This window comes from bacterium (assembly GCA_027622355.1).
GTDB lineage: Bacteria > UBA8248 > UBA8248 > UBA8248 > UBA8248 > JAQBZT01.
On the sequence record JAQBZT010000011.1, the window covers coordinates 1 to 22,085 of the forward strand.

The 22,085-nt window shown below is 64.2% G+C and carries 22 protein-coding genes; 14 read left to right on the forward strand and 8 right to left on the reverse strand.

The features are described from left to right. Window positions 1-1,149, reverse strand: a 1,149-nt coding sequence (locus O2807_01505) for a Xaa-Pro peptidase family protein (protein MDA0999178.1), incomplete at its 3' end; no start/stop codon positions are given. Window positions 1,150-1,405: 256 nt separating this feature from the next. On the opposite strand from O2807_01505, the gene O2807_01510 reads away from it, so the two are divergent. The 4 genes from O2807_01510 to O2807_01525 are packed head-to-tail and all read left to right on the forward strand — an operon-like array spanning window position 1,406 to window position 4,744. After that, window positions 1,406-2,548 carry an acyl-CoA/acyl-ACP dehydrogenase gene (locus O2807_01510; GenBank protein MDA0999179.1) on the forward strand — a complete coding sequence of 381 codons (1,143 nt, stop codon included), beginning with the start codon at window positions 1,406-1,408 and terminating at the stop codon, window positions 2,546-2,548. Window positions 2,549-2,568: 20 nt separating this feature from the next. Then, entirely contained in the window at window positions 2,569-3,036 is a 468-nt protein-coding gene (locus O2807_01515) for a MaoC family dehydratase N-terminal domain-containing protein (GenBank protein ID MDA0999180.1), read from the forward strand. A 12-nt stretch (window positions 3,037-3,048) separates the two neighbouring features. Beyond that, a complete protein-coding gene (locus tag O2807_01520; protein MDA0999181.1) occupies window positions 3,049-3,480 on the forward strand; it encodes a MaoC/PaaZ C-terminal domain-containing protein in 432 nt (143 codons plus the stop codon). 43 nt (window positions 3,481-3,523) lie between these two features. Further along, window positions 3,524-4,744, forward strand: a complete 1,221-nt coding sequence (locus tag O2807_01525; protein MDA0999182.1) for a CoA transferase — start codon at window positions 3,524-3,526, stop codon at window positions 4,742-4,744. 5 nt (window positions 4,745-4,749) lie between these two features. On the opposite strand, the gene O2807_01530 is transcribed toward O2807_01525, so the two are convergent. Genes O2807_01530 through O2807_01540 form a run of 3 tightly spaced genes read right to left on the reverse strand, consistent with a single transcriptional unit; the run spans window position 4,750 to window position 7,785 of the window. Beyond that, on the reverse strand, window positions 4,750-5,709 hold the full coding sequence (locus tag O2807_01530; GenBank protein MDA0999183.1) for an alpha-L-glutamate ligase-like protein: 960 nt from the start codon (window positions 5,707-5,709) through the stop codon (window positions 4,750-4,752). Further along, on the reverse strand, window positions 5,706-7,247 hold the full coding sequence (locus tag O2807_01535; protein ID MDA0999184.1) for a UUP1 family membrane protein: 1,542 nt from the start codon (window positions 7,245-7,247) through the stop codon (window positions 5,706-5,708). The genes O2807_01530 and O2807_01535 overlap by 4 nt, the downstream gene beginning before the upstream one ends. A gap of 4 nt (window positions 7,248-7,251) precedes the next feature. Beyond that, entirely contained in the window at window positions 7,252-7,785 is a 534-nt protein-coding gene (locus O2807_01540; protein MDA0999185.1) for a RimK/LysX family protein, read from the reverse strand. Window positions 7,786-8,090: 305 nt separating this feature from the next. Between O2807_01540 and selD the strand changes: the two genes are divergently transcribed. After that, entirely contained in the window at window positions 8,091-9,119 is a 1,029-nt protein-coding gene (gene selD / locus O2807_01545; GenBank protein MDA0999186.1) for a selenide, water dikinase SelD, read from the forward strand. A 71-nt stretch (window positions 9,120-9,190) separates the two neighbouring features. Continuing rightward, window positions 9,191-10,009, forward strand: coding sequence for a hypothetical protein (locus tag O2807_01550; GenBank protein ID MDA0999187.1), 819 nt, complete (start codon window positions 9,191-9,193; stop codon window positions 10,007-10,009). 78 nt (window positions 10,010-10,087) lie between these two features. Here O2807_01550 and O2807_01555 read toward each other — a convergent pair whose 3' ends face one another. Continuing rightward, window positions 10,088-11,410, reverse strand: a complete 1,323-nt coding sequence (locus O2807_01555; protein MDA0999188.1) for an amidohydrolase — start codon at window positions 11,408-11,410, stop codon at window positions 10,088-10,090. Window positions 11,411-11,632: 222 nt separating this feature from the next. On the opposite strand from O2807_01555, the gene O2807_01560 reads away from it, so the two are divergent. The 3 genes from O2807_01560 to O2807_01570 are packed head-to-tail and all read left to right on the forward strand — an operon-like array spanning window position 11,633 to window position 14,441. Further along, the gene (locus O2807_01560) at window positions 11,633-12,538 is read left to right on the forward strand and encodes an aldo/keto reductase (protein MDA0999189.1); all 906 of its coding nucleotides are present in this window, start codon (window positions 11,633-11,635) and stop codon (window positions 12,536-12,538) included. A 17-nt stretch (window positions 12,539-12,555) separates the two neighbouring features. Then, window positions 12,556-13,215 (forward strand): hypothetical protein, encoded by a 660-nt coding sequence (locus O2807_01565; GenBank protein MDA0999190.1) that lies wholly within the window; start codon window positions 12,556-12,558, stop codon window positions 13,213-13,215. 41 nt (window positions 13,216-13,256) lie between these two features. Continuing rightward, window positions 13,257-14,441: an ATP-binding protein gene (locus O2807_01570; protein MDA0999191.1), complete on the forward strand. Its 1,185-nt coding sequence runs from the start codon at window positions 13,257-13,259 to the stop codon at window positions 14,439-14,441. Here the strand turns inward: O2807_01570 and O2807_01575 are convergent. Genes O2807_01575 through O2807_01585 form a run of 3 tightly spaced genes read right to left on the reverse strand, consistent with a single transcriptional unit; the run spans window position 14,438 to window position 17,108 of the window. Continuing rightward, window positions 14,438-15,463: a hypothetical protein gene (locus O2807_01575; GenBank protein MDA0999192.1), complete on the reverse strand. Its 1,026-nt coding sequence runs from the start codon at window positions 15,461-15,463 to the stop codon at window positions 14,438-14,440. The genes O2807_01570 and O2807_01575 overlap by 4 nt on opposite strands. An 8-nt stretch (window positions 15,464-15,471) precedes the next feature. After that, window positions 15,472-16,734 carry a tRNA 4-thiouridine(8) synthase ThiI gene (gene thiI / locus O2807_01580; protein MDA0999193.1) on the reverse strand — a complete coding sequence of 421 codons (1,263 nt, stop codon included), beginning with the start codon at window positions 16,732-16,734 and terminating at the stop codon, window positions 15,472-15,474. After that, the gene (locus O2807_01585) at window positions 16,731-17,108 is read right to left on the reverse strand and encodes a cyclophilin-like fold protein (GenBank protein MDA0999194.1); all 378 of its coding nucleotides are present in this window, start codon (window positions 17,106-17,108) and stop codon (window positions 16,731-16,733) included. The genes thiI and O2807_01585 overlap by 4 nt, the downstream gene beginning before the upstream one ends. Before the next feature lie 188 nt (window positions 17,109-17,296). On the opposite strand from O2807_01585, the gene O2807_01590 reads away from it, so the two are divergent. The 5 genes from O2807_01590 to O2807_01610 form a co-directional block, all read left to right on the forward strand. Further along, window positions 17,297-18,274 (forward strand): polyprenyl synthetase family protein, encoded by a 978-nt coding sequence (locus O2807_01590; GenBank protein MDA0999195.1) that lies wholly within the window; start codon window positions 17,297-17,299, stop codon window positions 18,272-18,274. 68 nt (window positions 18,275-18,342) lie between these two features. Further along, window positions 18,343-18,948 carry a Maf family protein gene (locus O2807_01595; protein MDA0999196.1) on the forward strand — a complete coding sequence of 202 codons (606 nt, stop codon included), beginning with the start codon at window positions 18,343-18,345 and terminating at the stop codon, window positions 18,946-18,948. 3 nt (window positions 18,949-18,951) lie between these two features. Beyond that, complete coding sequence (locus tag O2807_01600; GenBank protein ID MDA0999197.1) at window positions 18,952-20,118, forward strand: pyridoxal phosphate-dependent aminotransferase; 1,167 nt, start codon at window positions 18,952-18,954, stop codon at window positions 20,116-20,118. A gap of 4 nt (window positions 20,119-20,122) precedes the next feature. Then, window positions 20,123-21,133, forward strand: coding sequence for a D-glycerate dehydrogenase (locus tag O2807_01605; protein ID MDA0999198.1), 1,011 nt, complete (start codon window positions 20,123-20,125; stop codon window positions 21,131-21,133). Further along, window positions 21,133-22,085 (forward strand): hydantoinase/oxoprolinase family protein (locus O2807_01610; protein MDA0999199.1); only part of this gene is annotated, 953 nt, incomplete at its 3' end. The genes O2807_01605 and O2807_01610, both read left to right, overlap by 1 nt.

A 22,085-nucleotide genomic window follows, 5' to 3' on the forward strand; every position in this document is an offset into this window, starting at 1 on the left:
ATCGTAGGGGTAGGGCGTGTAGATGTCCGGCCCGTTGCGGGTGACGACGAGGTTGTTCTCGAGGCGGAAGCCGCCGATCCCGACCTCGCCCGCATAGGGTTCGAGGTTGAAGGTCATCCCCTCCTCGAGCGGCATGGGGTCGTCGTAGGCCGCGGGGCTGAAGTAGGGAAGCTCCCAGGGGTTCGTCCCCGAGCCGTGGCCGAGGCTGTCGAGGACGTAGGGCTCGGCCGCCTTGTAGACATCCAGCGTGGTGTTGCCGACCTTCGATTCTCCGCAGGAGTCCCACACCGCGTTGTAGCACTTCTGGTGGAGGTCGATCTGCTCTTTCGTCGGGGCGATGTCGCCGCAGATCCAGGTGCGGGTGAAGTCGCCCCAGTAGCCGTTGAAGCAGGCGCCGATGTCAATGATGACGGGATCGCCCTTGCGGATGATCCGGTCGGAGGTGAACCGCCGGTAGGGGGCGGTGTAGGGACCCGAGCAGACGATGTTGGCGCACTGGGTCCACTCGCTGCCGAGGGCGGTCATCTTCTGCCAGGCGACCGAAAGCACCTCGCACTCCCGCACGCCGGGGCGGAGGTATTCGATGGCGGCGTCCATGGCGGCCTCGGTGAAGACGGTGGCCGCCTTGAGGCAGGCGATCTCATCCTGCGTCTTGATGATCTTCGCTTTCATGAGCACATCGTAGCCGTCCACGAACTCGGTCTTGGGAAAGGCCTCCTTCAGGCGCTTCTCGAGGCCGGGGGACCAGAGGTCAACGCCCACGGTCTTGCCGTCGAGGCCGCCGATGAGGCCCTTGACCCGGTCGGCCCAGTTCTTCGCCGCGTTGGCGTCGCGGAAATTCGCCCGCTCCTGAATTTGATCGGATGAAAGCCAGGTCATCCGCGCCCGGACGTGATCGTGATCCATGCTGAAGATGATGGGCTCGCTCCCCTTGGCCAGAACGCACACGCCCATCCCGAGCGAGGCCGTCGGATGGAGATGCGAGCGGAAGCCGGTCAGGTAGCGGCAGTCCTCGGTGCGGAAGACGAACAGGACATCCACATTGGAGTTATTCAGCGCATCCTTCGCCCGCTGAAGCCGCTCTTTGCGCATCCGCGCGAAATCAATGCGTTCCTCCCAATCCACGCCCATCAAGCCTTTGTCGGTCATTTCACTTTCCTCCTGCAGAAAAATCCCGGTTTGCCGGCGGCGGCGCCTCCGGCCAGAAATCCAGTTTCGGTAACGAATCGTGAGGCCGATAGGGTGCCAGAGGGGCCGTATCACGACAAGCCGGAGGGGCTTTATTTCGTTCGTTTTGGAAATCATCATTGTCCCCGGGGAGACTGGCGCAGGGGCCGCCGGTTGGGGAATAATCCCCGAATCCCCCCACGGGGCGCGAAGCTCTGAAATACCGAACGGAGATCCCATGGATTTCGATTTCAGCGATCAGCAGAAGCTGATGCAGCGCACCCTCCACGAGCTGCTCGGGCGCGTGTGTCCTCCCGATTACGCCATGGAATGCGACAAGAAAGGGGAGGCCCCTGTCGAAGCCTACCGCGCGCTGGCGAAAGACGGCTGGATCGGCGTCAACACCCCGGAGGAATTCGGCGGCATGGGCGGGGACGAGGTGGACCTTGCCATCGTCCTCGAGACGGCGGGGATGCACTACCTCGATCTGGCCACCATGATCTTCCGCAACGTCTGCTACGGCATCGAGGCGGTGCTCAAGAGCGGCACCGAGGCGCAGAAAAAAGCGTTCATCCCCGCAACGGTGCGGGGCGACGCCTATTTCGCCTTCAGCCTCACCGAGCCCGATGCGGGCTCCGATGCGGCGGCCATCATCACCCGCGCGAGCCGGGAGGGCGACCTCTTCCGCATCACGGGTACGAAGAATTTCACCTCGGGGATGCCCATCGCCACCCACATTCTTGTCGCCACGCGCACCGACGCCACCGGCGATAAGCACGAGGGCATCACGAACTTCATCGTCCCCGCGGATCGCGAGGGCATCGAGTGGACGAAGCTCGAACTTCTCGGCCACCGCGCCATGGGCACCTGCATCGTGCATTACGGCGGGGGGGAAGCGCGGGCGGACGAAATTCGCGGCGAGGAGGGCGGCGGCTGGAAGGGTTTGATGGACTACATCACCACCGAGCGGCTGTGTCTTTCGGCGGCGCGGACGGGCGCGGCGGCGGCGGCCCTGAATCTCGCGCTCGATCACGCGAAGGAGCGCCAGCAGTTCGGCCGCCCGATCGGAAAATTCCAGGCGGTGAGCCACATGCTGACCGAGATGCACGTGCTCGTGGACACGGCCCGGCTCCAGGTCTACCGCTTCGCCTGGCTCGCCTCGCAGGGAAGGGCGGGCCGCATCGAGGCCGCCACCCTCAAGCTCTACGCCGGGGAGGCCTACAAGAAAGTGGCCGACCTCGGGGTGCAGGTGATGGGCGGCTACGGCTACAGCGCCGAGTACGCGATGGAGCGCCACTACCGCGACGCGCGCCTTGCCCCCATCGGAGCGGGGACGAGCGAGATCCAGCGCAACATCATCGCCAAGGAGTTGGGGCTCTAGGGGAAGGAGGAGAAATAAAGATGCCGCTCGATCCGGCGGTTCTGAAAAGGGAGTTTTCCGAGTTCACCCTCGAGGTGGAGCGGAGCAAGATCAGGGAGTTCGCTATCGTCCTCGGCCTTCAGGACCCGGTGCACACCGATGTCGCGGCCGCGCGGGCGGCGGGCTACGATGACCTTCTCGCCCCGGCGACGTTCACCCGCCAGTTCTGGCACGAAAACGACGGGAACGACCCGATGCCGCATCTGGGGTACGATCCCAAGCGCAGGCTCCACGGCGAGCAGGAATTCGAATATCACAAGCCCCTTGTGGCGGGGATGGTGCTGAAGGGCCGCAATCAGATCATCTCCCACCACGAGAAGGAAGGGAAAAGAGGCGGAATGATGACCTTCGTCGTGATCGAGACGCGCTTCACCGATCAGGCGGGCGATCTGGTCCAGGTGGCGCGCCGCACCCTCATCGAGACGGCGGCGCCGCCAAAAGAATCGTAAGGAGAAAAACAGATGCCGGAAGCGATCGCCTGCGCCGCGTGGGATGAACTGGAAGAAGGGGCTTCGCGCGCGCTTTCGATGGGGCCCCTCACGCGGACCGACTTCGTCCGCTTCGCGGGCGCGAACGGGGATTTCAACCCGAACCACCACGATGAGCTCTACGCGCAGGGGAGCGGTTTTCCGACGCCCTTCGCCCCGGGGATGATCCAGGGCGGCTATCTGGGCAGAATGCTGACCGAGTGGCTCGGCCCGCACTCGCTGCGCACCTTCCGCATCCGCTTCTCCGCCCAGGCCTGGCCGGGCGACATGGTGCACTGCAAGGGGAAAATCGTGAAGAAATACGAAGCGGGCGGCGAGAAGCGCGTCGAGGTCGAGGCCGAGGCGGTGAGCCAGAACGGCGATGTGCTCATCAAGGGCTTCGCCGTCGCCGCGCCGCAGGGATAGCCGCGTCGCAGGGATAGTTGCGTGCAGGGATAGAGGGGGAGAAATGCTCGAAGGCTACCGCATTATCGAACTGGGACAGGTCATCGCCGGAACGCTCGGCGGGACGGTGCTCGCCGACATGGGCGCCGAGGTCATCAAGGTGGAGTCCCCCACGGGCGACCTGGGCCGCAACCCCGCCATCGCGGGGATGAACACCATCTCCAGCATCTTTCTGACGTTCAACCGGAACAAGAAGAGCGTCGTGCTCGACCTGAAGATGGACGAGGGAAAGCGCGCCTTTCTCGATCTCGTTGCCGTTTCCGATGCCGTCATGGCGAACTTCCGGCCGGGGACGATGCGCCGCCTCGGCCTCGGCTTCGATGTGCTCAAGTCCCGCAATCCGGACATCGTCTTCGTCGAATCGAGCGGCTACGGCGACAAGGGCCCCTGGCGCGATCACCCCGCTTTCGACATCGTTCTTCAGGCGATGGGCGGCCACATGTCGATCACCGGCGAGCCGAACCGCCCGCCCGCGCGGAACGGCGCCCCCACGGCGGACCTTTTCACCGCCCTCTACACCGGCCTTGCGTGCATGGCCGGGCTGCTCGGCAAAGCCAAGGGCAAGAAAGGCGGCGCCCACTACGAAGTGCCCATGTTCGACACCCAACTCGCCATGCTCGGCTACATCGCGACGATGTACCTCAACCGCGGCGAGATTCCCGAGCCCCCCGGCAACGCGCACGAGTACATGGTGCCCTACCAGGCCTTCCCGACGAAGACGATCTACATCGTCGTCTCCCCGCGGGAGGACAGGTTCTGGAAAAAGATGTGCGAGGTCATCGAGGCGCCCGAGTTGGCCGAGGATGCGCGCTTTCTCACGAACGATCTGCGCGCGAGGAACCGGGCCGTGCTCCTGCCGATGCTGGAGGAAATCTTCATGCGGCGTCCCGGGGAGGCGTGGCTTGAGCTGCTCGGGAAGGCGGGCGTTCCCTCCGCGCCGGTCAATCCGCTCGACCGCGCGCTCGAAAACGAGCAGGTCGCGGCGCGGAACCTCATCCGCAGCTACGAATTCCCCGGCGAGGGCAAGGTCCGCGTCGTCGGAAGTCCCATCTTCGATGTGGCCGCCGGGAGCAACCCGGACCCGCGGCCCGCTCCCCTGCTCGGGGAACACACCGGGGAGGTGCTGCGCGAAGTGCTGAACTACCCCAATGCGCAGGTGGCCGCCCTTTTCGAATCAGGCGCGGCCCAGGCCCCGAAAACCCCCACGGCGCCGCCGAAGAAATAGCCCCGTCAGGCAGCGGGCGCGAAGGTGCGCCGCGCCCACGCCACCCGCGCCTCGGCGGTGACGAAAGCTTCCGGCGGGGCGGCCTCCACCTGCTGGAGTCTTCCCCAGAGCCCGATCCGGTTCGCCACCTGGATGGCGAGGCCCGGCCGGGCGTTGAGTTCGAGCATCACGGGACCCCGGTCGCGATCGATGACCTGATCCACCCCGAGATAGCCCATCCCCGTCATGTCGAAGGAGCGCGCCGCGGCGAGCAGCATCTCCGGCCAGTAGGGCACCTTGACCCCGCTCACCGGATTGCCGGTGTCGGGGTGTTCGGCCACCACCTCGCCGCGGCAGACGGCGTTGCGCGTCACGCCGGCCGAGATGGAGATGCCCGCGCCGATGGCGCCCCGGTGGAGGTTGGCCTTCCCGTCCGATGCCCGGGTCGGCAGGCGGGTCATCGCCATTGCGGGCACCCCGCGGTAGACGACGATGCGGATGTCCGGCACGCCACGGTAGCTGACGGCTTCGAAGACCGGATCGGGATGGACCAGTGACTGGATGATGGCCCGGTCGGGCTGGCCGGCGAGGGAGAAGATGCCCGAGAGGATGTTGGAGATGTGATGGTAGGCCTCCTTGCGGGGGATCGTATCGCCGCTGGGCTTGATGAAGCCTGCCTCGTTCCAGTCGCGCACGAGGACGATGCCGCTTCCCCCCGCCCCGCGGGCGGGCTTGATGGCGAACTCGCGGGTGGCGCCGAGCGTTGTCTCGAAGCCTTCGATCTCGCTGTTGTGCTCGATCACCTTGAGGATCGGCGGCATCGGGACGCCGTGCGTAGTCGCCACGTAGTCGGTCATCACCTTGTCGTCCACCAGCGGGAAGGAGGACCGCGGGTTGTAGGCCATGATGTAGTCCGCGTTCCGCCGGTTCATCCCGAGAACGCCCGCCGCGCGCAGCTCGCGCGCGGCCTGGAAGAGATTGATCATGGCTGGCTCCGGAAGGCCTTGAACCGCACCAGCTCGAAGAGCCGGTACCCGGTGTAGCGGCCGATGAGCAGAAGGGCGCCCCCCACGGCGAAGGTGAGTTCGGGATAGAGGAAGAAGGTGAGCTGGAGCTGTTCCCAGAGCAGGATGCTGTAGGCGATGATCGCCACGGCGGCGCTGCCGAGCGCCATCTGGATGCCCTGGCGCACGCCCGCCTCCTCGATGGCCACGAAGAAGCGCTCGATCACCATGACGAGGATGACGAAGGGGAGAAGCCCGACCGCCATGAACTCGCGAATCCCGAACTGGTTGCCCGCGAGGGCCACGAACGAAAGAAGAGCGATGACCGCCGTCAGCATCAAGGAGAGGCGGGGGACGAGCAGCAGGTGCATCCTGTCGAGGAAGTTCCGCATGAAGTAGCCGGCCCCCATGATGAAGGCGAACACCCCGAGGCCGTAGGCCAGCCCCGTGGTGCGGAAAGCCAGCGCCATCAGCACGGGCATGAAGACGCCGAAGGTGGGAAAGCCCACCATGTTCCGCAGGAGGGAGATCATGAGCGCGCCGATGGGAACGAGGAGGAGAATCTGAAAAGTCTCCTGGAACTGGCGCGGCATATGGAAGAAGGACCACTTGTCGAGAAAGCGGGTCGAGCGCCGGATGCGCTCGTAGTGCAGGTGCCAGTCGCCGAGGAGCCGGCGCCGCACCTCCCAGCGGGAGATGTCCACCCGGGCCTCCGACACTCGAAATCCCTTGCCGATTCCGGTCGAGAGGCGGAGGAACTGCTCCTGCGGGATGGCGAGCGCCTCGCCCGAAACCGGGCGGAGATGAAGCCACTCGCTGCCCGACCACACCTCTATAAACTTCAGCGGCCGGAGCCGTATGCTCGGCGTCAGGCGCAGGCCCTGCACCTCCCGCGCGTTGAGGCGGGCGGCCCGCAGAAGACCGATGATGGCCAGCTCGCGCCCCTGGTTCAGGATGAAGCGCCGCCAGGCGGTGAGGTCCTCCTGGGCGGGGGCGGGCGATGGCCACTCGCCCCGGATGGCCGCGCGCGCGTTGTCGAGGCGCGTGGGGGGCGGGAGGGGCAGCCGGGGCTTGGCGAGCCGCTCGAGGAGCGCGCGCTCCTTTTCGCCGATTTGGGGGGGGTAGGGCATGAGCCGCAGCGGCGGGGTGGACCTCAGCTTGAGTCTCCGCACGATGACGGAGGCGTTGTAGGTCACGAGTTCTCCCTCGCTGCCCACCTCGCCGCTCCAGATGGCGAAGCGGTTCAATCCCTCCCGCGTGAGGCCGAGCCCGAGCGTCCCCGAGGAGAAGAACTCCTCGAGCACGGTGAGGCCGGGCCGCTGGTAGGGAAGCCCCACCGTGAGCACGGCCTGGCCCAGGCTCGGGCGTGAGATGCGGGTCTCCATGGAGATCCGCCAAGAGCTTCCGCCCGCCGCCGGAAACAGCGGGTAGCCGAGGGCCAGAACGCGGTAGGCGATCAGCGCAACGGGAAAGAGAAACAGGGCAGCGACTATCCAGGCCGTCAGGTTTTTTTTCAGCATGTGCTTATGGCTTTCCTTTTTCGCAGCCCGGCGCGGTTTGTTCCTCTCGCGTTACGTCCACGAGAAAATTTCCCTGGGTGAGCGTTATCCTTCCGACGAGGAAAGGGAAGCGCATGTGCGCGCGGTCCCGCAGGTTGATGGGGATTCGCAGCCGCTTCCCGGCGAGGCAGAACTCCATTACCACGATGGGTCGGCGCGATCGGCCTGAACTCGATCGATATTTCTTCCACTTTTTGACGGGCAGGCGGATTTTCTGCACCCCCCCGCTGTGGTGCACATCGAACTCGACGTGGTCTCCCTTCGCCTCAATGTTGCGGGCGTCGAGGGAGGAGCGGGCGGCCCCCGTGTCGATGCGCGCCTCGAGCGCAATCCCCCACGGCTGGAGGATCACCTTCTCGATCGGCCCGATGACGGTTTTTTCCCTCTTCCCGCCCGCCGCGGCCGGGGCCGCGGAAAGGAGCGCGAAAAGGAAGAAAAACGCCAGGGCGGCGGCGCCCCGGCGGCAAGCTGAAAGAGGTGAACGCGTCCCCATCCCCATACGGCCCTGCCCTCATGCGGAAGGTAAAATGCGGAAGGTGAACCGAACCGGAGCCCGCGCTCCGGTACCGGCCGGGCGATCTGCCCATTCGCCAGAATATAGTCTTGTTGCAGAAAAAAGAAAGGGAATTTGGCTTTTCTTGAACCGGGAAGCCGGGCTGGGGCGGCTGTCCGGCTTGTGCTATAACTTCCGGTGTCTGCGAAACAGCCGCCTTTTTTCAAACCATTGGGAAGAATATGCCCACGGCATCGGAGCATAAAATCAGGCTCACCAGCCTCGTCAAGGCGGGCGGGTGAGGCTCGAAACTGGGTCCGGAGGACCTGCGGATAGCCCTCAGCGGCTTTGAGCCTTTTACCGACCCCAACATCCTCTACGGGACGAACGCCGGGGACGACACGGGCGTCTACAAGCTGCGCGAGGATCTGGCCCTCGTCCAGACGGTGGATTTCTTCACCCCCATCGTGGACGACCCCTACGACTACGGCCAGATCGCGGCGGCGAACGCCCTGAGCGACTGCTTCACCATGGGCGCCCAGCCGGTGACGGGGCTGAATCTGGTGGCATTTCCCTGCGATCTGGGTCTCGATATTTTGGGGCGCGTCATGGCGGGCGGCGCCGACAAGACCCGCGAGGCGGGCGCCGTCATCATCGGCGGCCACAGCGTGGACGACCCCGAGCCCAAGTTCGGCATGGCCGTCACCGGCGTTGTGGACCCCCGCAAGATGATCACCAACCGGGGGGCGAAGCCCGGGGACAAGCTCGTTCTCACCAAGAAGATCGGCACCGGCATCATCACCAACGTCACGAAGGCGGGAAACCCCCTCATCGAGGCGGCGAAGAGCATCTTCGGCGGCGGCGGCAAGCTCAAGGGCGGCGTCTTCGAGGAGGCGGTCGCGTCCATGAAGGCGCTCAACCGCAAGGCGAGCGAGGTGATGCAGCGGGTGGGGGTGAACGCCTGCACCGACATCACCGGCTTCGGCCTGGTGGGACACCTCCACAACGTCATGGAGGCGAGCAGGGCGGCCGCGCGGATCCGTTTTTCCGAGGTCCCCCAGTTCGACGATCTGCTCCCCCACGCCATGGTCGGCACCGCGGGGGGCGGTGAGCGCAACCGCTACTGGACGAAGGATTTCAGCGGGGCGAAGGCGGATGTGAGCGAGGAGATGATCGCCCTCCTGAACGATGCGCAGACCTCGGGCGGCCTCATGATGGCGGTTTCGGCCGAAAAAGCCGCAGAACTCATCCGCGAGCTCCGCGCCGCGGGCGCCACCGCCGCCGCCATCATCGGCGAGGTCATCGAGGGCGCACCGGGCAGGGTCGAGATCGAGGTGTAGGGGTTTACTGTGAAATTTTCTTTACCCCTCGGTCCATGATCGGGGGGTGTTTTTTTTACCAGGAGCAATAAATGCCGAACAAATGGACATTAATATTGCTGACCATCCTGGTTGTTGCGGCTACCGCTGTGGCCATTTTCATTTATAGATCTAATCCCAATCAGCTTTCAGCGTATGGAGGCATAATTGGCGCCGCCGCAAGCATTTTGGCGGTTATCTGGTTTACGGGAAGCCTTTGGTATCAAGCACAGCAAATCAAGGAGCAAAGGACACAATTTTCGATGGAATTAAGACAACTCCGGGAAGATGGACGCAGAAATGCGCTTTTGCTGTCCCGGGACGTCCTTAATGCTGCCGAGAGCCGAGCGCTGGCAATCAGTGGCCTTGACTCGCTGTCTGAGTTGCCTTTGCAATATGTAAAATTTGGTGAATTTAAGGACATTATGGAGTCAGATGATCCTGATGTGGTTTCTGCAGCGATAGGAGTATGGAACAAAAAAGAGGGTCCTGCCGTCGCCATAATGAATGGATTGAAAAGTGCCGCTGAAGTTTATTTTGTGGCCATAGGCAAAGAGGATGTTGATTTTTCCAGAGACCCCGAAGAGTTTGTTAGTATTTATGGCCCCCAACTATGGTCTCTTCCATTTTTTGAAGCCTTCCAAGGAATGGCAACCTTGCTGGCCGAGTTCATGGTTCGACTAAAGCCAGTTCGAGAAGCGGTGCCCATCGCGGCAACGGGAGCAGCGGCGAAAATTGGTGGCGAAAAATACCTGAGAATGGATAAGGCCAGAGAAATCATTCAAAGACATTTGAAAAAAAAGTATCCTTTACCGAAAATTGCAGAGGGACTGATTGCTGAGCCAGATAATGACGGGGAGGTTGCCACATGACTTCTACACACTCCCATCCTGTCCAAAAACTCATCCGAATTTATGCCACCCCCCGGTCCATGATCGGGGGGCGTTTTTTTATCTAATCCCCAGCGGGTTCGGCTTCTGATCCTTCGGGACGATGGGGTCGTAGACGAAGCCCTTGGTTTTTTCCTCGAACTCGGCGCGGGCTTTTTTCAGGACATCGGGCGAGGTGAAGAGCTCCAGCGCCGAGGCGGCGAGGGTCTTCGCGGCGGTGAACATCCCTTTTTCCCCGATCTCCATCCCGTACTGCTGCGTCGCGAGCCAGTGGTGTCCCGGTGTGCCGGGCGCGTGGCAGACCGTGCTCACGCTCCCGAGCGGGGCGAGCCAGCTCACGTTCCCCCGCTCGTTGCTCGGGCGGATGTGGCGGCGGCTCGCGGGGGATATTTCCTCCACCAGCGGGCGCTCGAAGCCGAGCTTGCGGGCGAATTCCTTTTCCGAATCGGTGTAGGTGTGGGCGCCGACGGCTTCCAGATTGCGCTGCACGACATCGGTCATCGCATCGTTCGGCAGCACGTCGTACACCGCGCTGAGGAGGGTCCACGTCATCTTGGTGTCGGTGGCGAGCGCGCCCGCCTTGGCGCAGTTCATCACCCGCTCGCGGAGCGCGTCCACGTCCTTCCGCTTCGGGGCGCGGATGTAGTACCAGACGCGCGAATAGGCCGGCACGACGTTCGGGGCGACGCCGCCGTCCTTGATGACGTAGTGGATGCGAGCCTCCTCGATCATGTGCTCGCGCATCATGTTGACGCCGTAGTTCATCAGCTCCACCGCGTCGAGGGCGCTCCGCCCGTCCCAGGGGTCGCGCGCGGAGTGCGCCGCCGTCCCGTAGAACTCGAAGACGAGGGAGTCCATCGCGTTCATCGAGCCGCCGCGGGCGTAGTTCTGCTCGCCGGGGTGCCAGCAGAACACCGCGTCGAGGCCGTCGAAGGCCCCGTCCTTGGCCATGTAGACTTTTCCCTCGAGGGTTTCTTCCGCCGGGCAGCCGAAGCAGACGATCCGCCCCGGGGTGTTCGTGGTTTTCAGGGCGTGGGCCACCGCGAGGGCGGCGTAGCTGCTCGCCGTGCCGAAGAGGTTGTGGCCGCAGCCGTGCCCCTGTGCGTCGTGGGCCGGTCCGCAGTGGGGCAGGGCGTCGTACTCGGCGAGGATGCCGACCACCGGGCCCCCGCTCCCCCATCTCGCGATGAAGGCGGTGGGAAGATCGCCGACGCCCCGCTGGACATCGAAGCCCGCCCCCTCGAGCACATCCTCCAGAAGCTCGGCCGACTTGTGCTCCTCGAGGGCCACCTCGGCGAACTTCCATATCTCGCGGCCGACCTCGCGGGCCTCCCCGCGCTGGGATTCGATGAAATCGAGCGCTTTCTGCTGGATGGGGTTCATGCGCGCTGCCTCCTCCTTGCCGGATGTGATGGATGGCCCCATTAGAGCGGAAATCTCCGGCGAGGGGAAGGCGCGGGGGGGAGTTTGCCCGGCCCCCCCGGGGCGGATATGATAGGCCTTCCATCCGGAACATTCCGGGATCCAAATACGAGCCCCCCCTGCGGCGGGCGGGGCTCATTCGGTCTTCGACCTTTTTCCTCTACAAAGCGGAGACTTGCGGACATGGAAAAAAGAACCCTGGGCAGCACCGGCCTCGAAGTCACCGTCGTGGGCTTCGGCGCGATGACCATCGGCGGCATCTTCGGCCCGGTGGACGATAACGAGAGCAACCGGGCGCTTCACGCGGCCATTGATAACGGCATGAACTTCATCGACACCTCGGACGCCTACGGGACGGGCCACAGCGAGACCGTGATCGGAAAGTTCCTCAAGGAGCGCTCCGATCGCGGCGACATCATCATTTTCACCAAGGGCGGCAACAACATGGTGACGGGGCAGTACAACTTCACCCCCGAGTACATCGAGAGCTGCCTGAACGGGAGCCTCCAGCGCCTCGGCATCGAGCGCATCGACCTCTACCTGCTGCACAATCCGAAAGAAGAGAACATGGCGGCCGAGGACAGCTACGCCCTTCTGGAAAAGGCGAAGGACGCGGGCAAGATCAAGCACTGGGGCGTTTCGCTGAACACCGACGCGGAGTGCGACGCGGCCATCGGGCAGGGCCGCCCCGCCGTCTTCCAGATGGAGTACAACGTCCTCCAGCAGAGCCCGGCCGGGCCCTTCAAGCGGGCGAAATCCGCCGGGATGGGCGTCATCTCGCGCGTTCCCCTCAAGCGCGGCTTCCTCTCGGGGCGCATTGATGAGGCCTTCGAGTTCGCCGAGGGCGACCGCCGCAAGGGCATCCTCTCCCCCGAGAACATCCGCAAGTTCCAGGGCAAGCTCGACCTCGTGCAGGAAGTGGCCGCTCACATGGGCGTCCCGGCGGCGGAGGTGGCGCTGCGCTTTTGCGTCTCGAACCCGGATGTCTCCTGCGTCATCCCCGGCATCCGGACGCCGGAGCAGTCCGCGCAGAACGCCAAGGCCTCAACGCCGCTCCCCGCGGACGCCCTCAAGCGCCTCCTCGGCTAGCGAAAAGGAAAAGCGCGGTGGCGGACCGGGCCCACATCCGGCGCCAGCTCATCGCGGCATGTATTCTGGCGGCCGCCTTCGCATTCGTGGAGGCGGCCGTCGTCGTTTATCTGCGAAAGCTCTACTACCCGGGGGGCTTCGCCTTTCCCCTCAGCCCCGCCATGCGCGGCCTCGCCCCCATCCTCGTCGAGATCATTCGCGAGGCGGTCACCCTCATTCTGATCGGGGCCGCCGCCTGGCTCGCGGACAGAAGGGGCTGGGTGCGCTTCGCGTTCTACATGGTGATCTTCGGGGTGTGGGACATCCTCTACTACGTCTGGCTCTGGGCCATCCTCGGCTGGCCGCCCTCGATCTTCACCCTCGATGTCCTTTTCATGATTCCCGTCCTCTGGGTGGGGCCGGTCTGGGTGCCGGTCATCGTTTCCCTCGGCCTCATCGGATGCGGCGCCGCGATCGCCCTGCGCATCGGAGGCGGCGGTTCGTTCTCCCTCGGCCGCGCGGGCTGGGCGCTTGAAGTCCTCTCCGGCCTCATCATTATTCTTTCCTTCCTCTGGAACGGCCCCGCCGCCCTCAAGGGCCACATGCCGGGGCCGTTCCCCTGGTGGCTGTTCTGGGCAGGGATGGGGTTGGGGCTGGGGGTTTTTTGGAGGAAGTGGGACAAGAAAGAAAATGTGTAAACTGTGTATATAGCGAAATTTTCATACGGAGTGAGAGTCGCATGATACAGAAACCCCTTTCTGAAATCGATCTCGATGTCCTTCAAGGCCTCATCGCCGATGAGGTCCGCGAAGGGAAAACGATCGATTACAAAAGAGATTTGTCGGTAGATACAGGCGATCAGAAGAAAGAATTTCTCGCCGATCTTTCTTCTTTCGCTAACACCGCGAGCGGTGATTTAATAATTGGAATGGAAGAGCAAGAAGGTGTTCCCGTGGCCATTCCCGGCATCATTCTTCCCGATGTTGATCGAGAAATTCAACGTCTGCACAGTATCATCCAGGAAGGTGTTGAGCCGCGTATTCCGAGTGTAGAGATTCAGCCTGTTTCTGTGGGGGATGAGAAATGGGTCTTGGTTGTTCGGATAGGGAAAAGTTGGATTTCACCGCATCGGGCGTCTTACCGTGGACACGGCCACTTTTATGCCCGGAATTCTGCCGGGAAATATCGTTTGGATGTAGGTGAACTGCGGACGGCTTTTACGCTAGCAGAAGGCACTGCCGAAAAGATTCGCAATTTCCGCATTGATAGACTTGCTAGAATTATAGGTGGAGAAACACCTGTGCCTATACGGGAGGGGGTTAAGATTGCGCTTCACCTAATTCCTTTAGCTGCTTTTACATCAGGAAATTTTATTGAGATGCCTTTGGATCATGATAGGCGAGCAGATTTTGCTCCACTTAGTGGGTCTATCTCTGATTGGCGAAACAATCTAGATGGGTTTGTGTGTTACTCAGGAAATCCTCCGAGACCTCATCGGGCATATCTGCAACTTTTTCGAACGGGAGTGGTGGAGACGGTTGAAATTTCTGTCTATGGCGAAGGGAATATTATAAATGGGCCTGGGTATGAAGTTGAAATTGTTCAAAGTGTGAAAAGATATTTAAAACAGTTGCAAATTCTTGGAATTGGCATGCCTGTTTATATTTTTTTATCTGTGTTGGATGCTTCTGGTGCTGTATTGCGTTTGCCGGAGTCATGGCATTTTCGCAGAGGTGGCGAGTATGGGCATCAAGCAGATCGAAATGAATTTATTCTTCCCGAGGCCGTGATTGAAGATTATGACACTGACATACCCGTTGCTCTCAAACCTCAATTCGATATGATTTGGAACGCTTTTGGCTATGATGGTTCAATTAACTTTGATGCTGAAGGCAACTGGATAGGTGAAAATCGAAGGAACTAACCCCCATACCCCCGCACCACCCCCCTTGCCGCCTCCGTCATCCCGTGCATGACGAGACTGCAGGGGCCGTTCTTGCCGCCGGCGACGAAGAGGTGGAGGTCCTCGGGGCGGCCGACGGCGGGGATCAGGGCGTCATCGTCGTTTAGGTCTACCTCGAAATGCCAGCGCGCGGCGCCGGATGCGCCCCGCCAGATGCCGGCGTCCCGAATCTCCCCGAGTTTCCGGCGGCTCGCCTCGATCAGTTTCGTGTGAACATCGGCGCGCGTCATGCCCGCCGCGGCAAAGACGTTCGCGTGCTGGGGGCTGAGGATGACGGTGAGGTCGGCTCTCCGGTAGATGTTCCCCCCGCCGAGGGTGCTCATGGTGTCCCCGATCGTGCGCAGAAGCCGCTCGGGCGTTTTGCTGGCATCGTCCCAGACCTGGATGGGCGGCTCGCAGGGAATGGCCGCGACGGCGTTTCCTGTAATGCCGCGCGCGGCGGCGTAGCTCTCGAAGGGGCTCTCGGCCTCGTTCTCGGCGAGGCAGAAGGTGAAGCGCGCCGGGCCCCCGAAGCAGCTCGTCGCCCCCGCGCCGGGGTAGCCGCCGCCCAGGTTGAACATGAGGAGGCGCAGCGCCCGGCCGATTGTGGCATTCGCCCGAAAGCCCGGCCCGAGGCAGCCTTCGCCTCCGTGGAGGCCGATCTCCTTGGCATGGGGGCCGCTGAAGACGAGGAGCGGCGCCGCCGCGCTCGATGTCGCCTGGACGAGGAGGAGGTTGAAGCGCGGCTCCAGCACCGCCTCCACCCCCGCAATGAGGCAGGGCATGTACGCCGGCTTGCAGCCCGCCATGACGGCGTGCAGGGCGATCTGGTAGACGCTCGCCATCCCGCCGAGGGGGGGCACCTCTCCGAGCTCCTCATCGGGGGGGCGTCTCGTTCCCGCGAGCATTTTTTCAATCGCGGCTTCCGTCGGCGGGACGAGGGGCAGGCCGTCCGACCAGGGCTGGTCCATGAGGTGTTCCATCATCTCGAGGGGGTCGATCATGTGTGCGCTCAGCTTTCGGCGGGCGTTTTCGCCAGCGTTCCGGGGTGGATTTCGGAGAAAGGAAGGGCCTTCTGCCGCGCGCCGTCCCGGTAGTCGTACACCTCGGTTTCGGCGAGGGCGCGCGCGATCATCTCCTCCGCATCGAGGCGCGCCTCGGCGCCTCTGAGATGGGGGATGTTCGTGCGGATGGCCGGATGCTTGGGGACGAAGAGGGAGCAGCAGTCCTGATCAGGTTCAATCGAAATTTCAAAAGTATCGAGCACCTTGGCCTGGGCGATGATCTCCTCCTTGTCCATCCCGATGAGGGGCCGGAGGATGGGGAGCGCGACGGCCTCCTCGACCGAGGCGAGGTTGGAAAGGGTCTGGCTCGCCACCTGGCCGAGGCTCTCGCCGGTGACGAGGGCTTTCGCTTTTTCGAGTTTCGCGATGCGCTCGCAGATGCGGGCCATGAACCTCCGGTAGAGGACGACGCGGAGCGCCGGGTCCGCCACGAGGACGATCTCTTTCTGCAGATTGCCGAAGGGAACGAGATAGAGGCGGCTGCCGAGCTGGTAGGTGTCGAGCACGGCGGCGAGGTCCATCGCCTTTTCGGCCGAGGCGCGGCTGAGGTAGGGCGCCCCGTGGAAGTGGACGAAGCTCACCTCGCAGCCCCGCTTCATCATCCGCCAGCAGGCGACGGGCGAGTCAATGCCCCCCGAGAGGAGGGCGGTCACCTTTCCGCTCGCGCCGATGGGCAGGCCGCCCGGCCCCGGAATCTTCTCGACGTAAACGAGCGTGTTCCGCGGAAGGGCCTCGATGGTGATCATCGTGCCGGGGGCATCGAGGTTGACCGGCAGGTGGCGCCTCGCCTGGATGCGCGCGCCGATCGCCCGGTTCCACTCCTGGCTGCTGATCGGGAGGTTCGGGTAGCCCTTCCGGGTGCGGACGCGGAAGGTGGAAATTTTCAGCGGGGCGATCATTTCGAGGGCTACCTCGCCCGCCGCATCGAGGTCGAGGGGGAGTTTTCTCGCGAGGGCGAAGTAGGCGACGCCGAAGACGCGGGCGAGGGCCACCCTGAGCGCGGGCCAGTCGGCCTCCGGCGCGAGTTCGAGCGCGAGTCTTCCCGGAAGCTTGCGGACCTTCTCCCCGCCGTGGGGGGCGGCCATTTGCTCGATGCGTTCCACGAGGCGGTTCACGAAAAGGGGCCGGTTTTTCCCCTTCAGGCCGATCTCGTTGTAGTGGAGAAGGACGCAGTGGGCGTGCCCCTCGGGGGCGTGTCCGTTCCGGCTCATTCGACCCGCTCCAGTTTGACGGCCGCCCCGCCCGGGACATCCCGAAAAATGCGCGCATCCCCTTCGATCCGGCCCAGCGGGTTGACCGCGCTGGCCGCCCGGGGGGCGTTTCCCGTGCTGGCCGGGGTAGGTCCGAAGAAGATGCAGAACGCCTTGCCGGGGGGCCAGTAGGCGATCTCGCCCACGGCCATCTCCTCGCGGGCGCCGGGCTCGGCGGGGGCCTCCAGGGGGATGGCGAAGTAGATTTCATCCCCCCAGATCTGGGCCGTGCCCTCGATGGGCAGGGCGTCCCACAGGCGGGCGGAGGTCTCCCCTTCGAGGAGGGTGGCCTTCGCGACCGTCTTCCCTGCCGAGATTTGAACGCGCCGTGCCATGTCTTGTCTCCTGTTCAGCGAGAAATCCTTGGGTTTGGCAGATTATCCGAGCGGGGGGGGCTTGGAAAGGCGCGCCCCGGCGGTCTTGACAGGGCTTCTGCCTCCCTCCTAGATTGCGGTATCATTGTGATCCCAAGAACTGGCGGGAAAATGGGCTGCGTTTTACCGGGTTTTTCCGAGGGGAAAGGATGAATTTTTCCGAAATTGTCGAGTCCCTCTCCGCCGATCTGGCGCGCGTCGAGGAGGCGATCGGGGAGAATTTCCATTCCGACGTGGTGCTGATCCCCGATGTGAGCGGCCACCTCAGCCGCGCGGGGGGCAAGCGCGTCCGGCCGATGCTCCTTCTCCTGAGCGCCAAGGCCTGCGGCTACGAAGGCCCCCGGGCCATCTCCCACAGCTGCGTGGTCGAGTACATCCACACCGCCACCCTTCTTCACGATGATGTGGTGGACGGCGCCGACCTGCGGCGCGGGAACCCCTCGGCCAACGCCAAGTGGGGGAACGAGGCCAGCGTCCTGGTCGGTGATTTCCTCTTTGCCAAGAGTTTTTCCATGATGGCGAACGATGAGGACGGCCGCATCATGAAGACCATGGCGGACGCCTGCACCCTGCTCTCCGAGGGCGAGGTGCTCCAGCTGGTGCACATGTACAACCTCCGTCTGACCGAGGAGGAGTATCTCGATGTCATCTACCGGAAGACGGCGGCCTTGATCGCGGCAAGCTGCAAGGTGGGCGCCCTCCTGGGGGACAGCCCGCCCCAGTTCGTGGACGCGATGTGCCAGTTCGGCGTCAAGGTGGGCTACGCCTTCCAGCTGGTGGACGACGCGCTGGACTATCTGGGGGATGAGGGCCGGACCGGGAAGGTCATCGGGAAAGACCTCCGCGAGGGAAACATCACTCTTCCGCTGCTTCGCGCCCATGCGCTGGCAAAGCCGGCCGAGCGCGAGCGCCTGACCGATATCGTCGTGAACGGAGAAGAAGTCGGAGAGGCCGAACTCGAGGAAGTGCTGGGCCTGATTGGGAAGTACGAAACGGTTGCCTACACCCTCGACCGCGCCCGGAGCTATATCGAAGCGGCCAAGGCGTGCCTTTCCGTGCTGCCGGATTCCGTGCACCTCGACGCCATGCGCGCGCTGGCCGACTACATCGTCGAAAGAGACTATTGAGCCGGCGGCATCCACCGGCTGCGATATCCTGCGTTCTTCCCCGGCATCATTGAAAAGGAAACTTGCGATTGCGCCGCTCTCTCGTACTTGCCTCGGCCTCTCCCCGGAGAAAGCAGCTTCTCGAAGAAGCCGGGCTTCAATTTGAGGTGCTGGCGGCCCCGGTGGAGGAAGAATTGCGGCGGGATGGCTTCTCCCCCGCCGAATTCGCGGAGGAGCGCGCCCTCGCCAAGGCGGTCTGGGCTTTCGAACGGCGGCCGGAGGCGGCCGTCCTCGGGGCGGACACCATTGTCGTGCTCGGGGAGGAGATACTGGGCAAGCCGCAGGACAGGGAGGACGCCCGCCGCATGCTCTCCCTCCTCTCGGAGCGGACCCATAGCGTCATCACGGGCTTCGCGGTGCTGGCACCCGGAATCTCCCGCCGGGGGCACGTCGAAACCCAGGTCCGGTTCCGCCGCCTGAGCGGGGCGGATATCGATCGCTACGCCGAGAGCAGCGAGCCGATGGGAAAGGCGGGCGCCTATGCCATTCAGGGCGGTGGCGGCAGCCTGGTGGATCGCATCGAGGGCAGTTATACGAATGTGGTGGGGCTTCCCGTGCCGGAGGTTTTGGCGGCGCTTTCCGATTGCGGCGCCCGGGAAGATCGCCACTCCGCCGCCGTGGAAAGAGAGGAATAAAAGATGCGCCTTGCTGATCGGATGGGCCGGCTGAAAACCGAATCCTCTTTCGTCGTGCTGGCCAAGGCGAACGCGCTCGAGCGCCAGGGACGGGACATCATCCACCTCGAGATCGGGGACACGGATTTCGACACACCCTCCGTCATCGTGGAAGAGGCCTACGCGCAGATGAAGAGAGGGATGACGCACTACTGCCCCTCGGCGGGCGTGCTCGAGCTTCGCGAGGCCTGCGCCGAGTTCTTCCGGCGCGACGGGCGGGGAGAGTACGCCCCCGATGAGATTGTGATCGGCACGGGGGGCAAGCCGTTCCTCTATTACACCATCATGGCGTTCGCGAATCCGGGCGATGAGGTGATCTACCCCGACCCCGGCTTCCCGGTCTATGAGTCGGTGGCGCTCTACGCCGGGGCGAAGGCTGTCCCGCTCCCCATCCTCGAGGAGAACGACTTCCGCTTCACGCCGGACGATCTGCGCGAGCGGGTCACGGACCGCACCCGGCTCCTCATCCTCAACTATCCGCACAACCCGACCGGGGGAACGCTCACGCGGACGGAGCTCGAAGCCATCGCCGAGATCGCCATCGAGAACGACATCGTCGTCCTCTCCGATGAGGTATACGCCCACATGCTCTTCGAGGGGGAGCACATCTCCATCGGCACCCTGCCGGGGATGCGCGAGCGGACGATCATGCTCGAGACCTTCTCGAAGACCTATGCGATGACGGGCTGGCGGCTGGGGTTCGTCGCCGCCCCGAAGCCGCTCGCAGAACCCCTCATCCAGCTCATCACGAACTCGGTGAGCTGCGTCCCGCCGTTCATCCAGATGGCGGGGGCCAAGGGGATCCTGGCCGATCAGGCGGAGAGCGAGGCCATGATGGCGGACTTCAAGCGAAGGCGCGATCTGTTCGTCTCCGGCCTCAACGAGATCGAGGGCATTTCCTGCAAATCGCCCGAGGGGGCCTTTTACGCCTTCCCGAACGTGAGCAGGGTCCCCATGGGCTCGCGCGAGCTGGCCGATTACCTGCTCGATGAGGTGGGGGTGGCGGCCCTGCCGGGCTCGGCCTTCGGCCGCTATGCCGAAGGGCACATGCGGATGTGCTTCGCCAACAGCACGGAAAATCTCGAGCGCGCCCTCGACCGCATCGGCGAGGCCCTCCGGAAGATCTCCTGAGCCGATGCCGAGAAAAGCCCCCAGCAAGCCGCGCCTCCGCGTTTTCCTCTCCCGGAGGTTTCCGGCGGTGGATTTCGCGGCGCTCGCCCCCCTGTGCGATCTGCGCGTCCACGCGAGCGAAGGGCCGCCCTCAAGGCAGGACTATCGGCGCGCGCTGAAAGATACCCACATTCTCATTTCGATGGTGGAGGATGCCGTGGACGCCGCGCTCATGGACGCAGCGCCCGGCCTCCGGCTCATCGCCAACTTCGGGGTGGGCTTCAACAACATTGACGTTGCCGCCGCGACCGGGCGCGGGATTCTCGCCGCCAACACCCCGGAGGTGGTGGCGGGCCCGACGGCGGAGCTCGCCATGGCGCTCCTGCTCGCGGTTTCGCGGCGGGTGACCGAGGCGGACGCCTACGTGCGCTCGGGCAAGTGGAAGTCCTGGACGCCGTCCCTGCTCGAGAGCCGGGGGCTCGAGGGCAAGGTGCTCGGCATCGTCGGCCTGGGCGGCATCGGCGCGGCCCTGGCACAGCGGGCGCAGGGCTTCGGCCTCAAGGTGCGCTACTGGAGCCGAAGGCGCCGGGCGCCCCAAGAGGAAGCCGCGAAGAACGTGGCCTACCGCCCGCTGAGCCGCCTCCTCGCCGAGGCGGACTATCTCAGCATCAACGTCGCGCTGAACGCGGAGACGCATCACCTGATCGATGCGGCGGCGCTCGCGCGGATGAAGCCCGGTGCTTTTCTCATCAACACGGCGCGCGGGGAGATCGTGGACGAAAAGGCGCTGGCGGCCGCACTGAAGTCGGGCCATCTCGGCGGGGCGGGACTCGATGTCTTCGAGAGGGAGCCCGCGGTCCATCCCGCCCTGCGCAAAATGCCGAACGTCGTCCTGCACCCCCACCTGGGGACCTCATCGCGCGAGGGACGTCTCGCCCTCTCGGGCCGAGTGGTCGAGAACGTCCGCGCCTATCTGGCCGGAAAGAAGCCGCCCTTTCTCCTCAACCCCGAAGCCTGGCCGAAGCGGAGGCGATGATGGCGGCGGAGCTGCGGCTGGGCGTGGACACGGGGGGAACCTTCACCGATCTGATCGCGATTGCGGGCGGCCGGGTGCGCGTCCACAAGGTGCTCTCGACGCCGGAGAATCCGGCCCGCGCCATCCTCCGGGGAATCGCCGATCTTTTGGGGAGCGGCGCCCCGGTTTTCGATCTCGTCCACGGCTCGACGGTGGCGACGAACGCCCTGCTCACGCGGAGCGGGGAGAAGACCGCCCTCGTGACGACGGCGGGCTTCGAGGATGTCATCGAGATCGGCCGCCAGACCCGGAAGGAACTCTACGATCTGGCCTATCGAAGACCCCTCCCGCTCGTTCCGCGGCGGCTGCGCTTCGGGGCGGTCGAGCGGTGTGATGAGCGGGGCGCGGTGATCGAGCCGCTGCAAAAAGCCGAGGTGCGCCGCCTCGCGGGCCGGCTCCGCAAGGCGGGTGTAAAGTCGGTGGCCATCTGTTTCCTGCACGCCTATGCGAACCCGGTCCACGAGGATCTGGTGGCCGAGGCGCTCCGAAAGAGCGGGGTTTTTGTCTCGGTTTCGAGCCGGGTTTTGCCCGAATACCGCGAGTTTGAGCGGACGAGCACGACCTGCGTCAACGCCTACGTCTCCCCTCTCATGACCCGCTATCTCGGGGAGCTGGAGCGGAAATCGGGCGCCCGGCGCCTGCGGGTGATGCAGAGCAACGGCGGGGTGATCTCGGCGGGCACGGCGGCGGCGGAAGCGGTGCGCACGATTCTCTCGGGGCCCGCGGGCGGGGTGGTCGGCGCCTTCGAGGTGGCGCGGCGGGCGGGCTTCGAGAACCTGATCACCTTCGACATGGGCGGGACGAGCACGGACGTCTCCCTCCTGAAGGGACGGATCGGCTTCACCGCCGAAACCGAAGTGGCGGGCTGCCCGATTCGCGTTCCAGTGATCGACATTCACACGGTGGGGGCGGG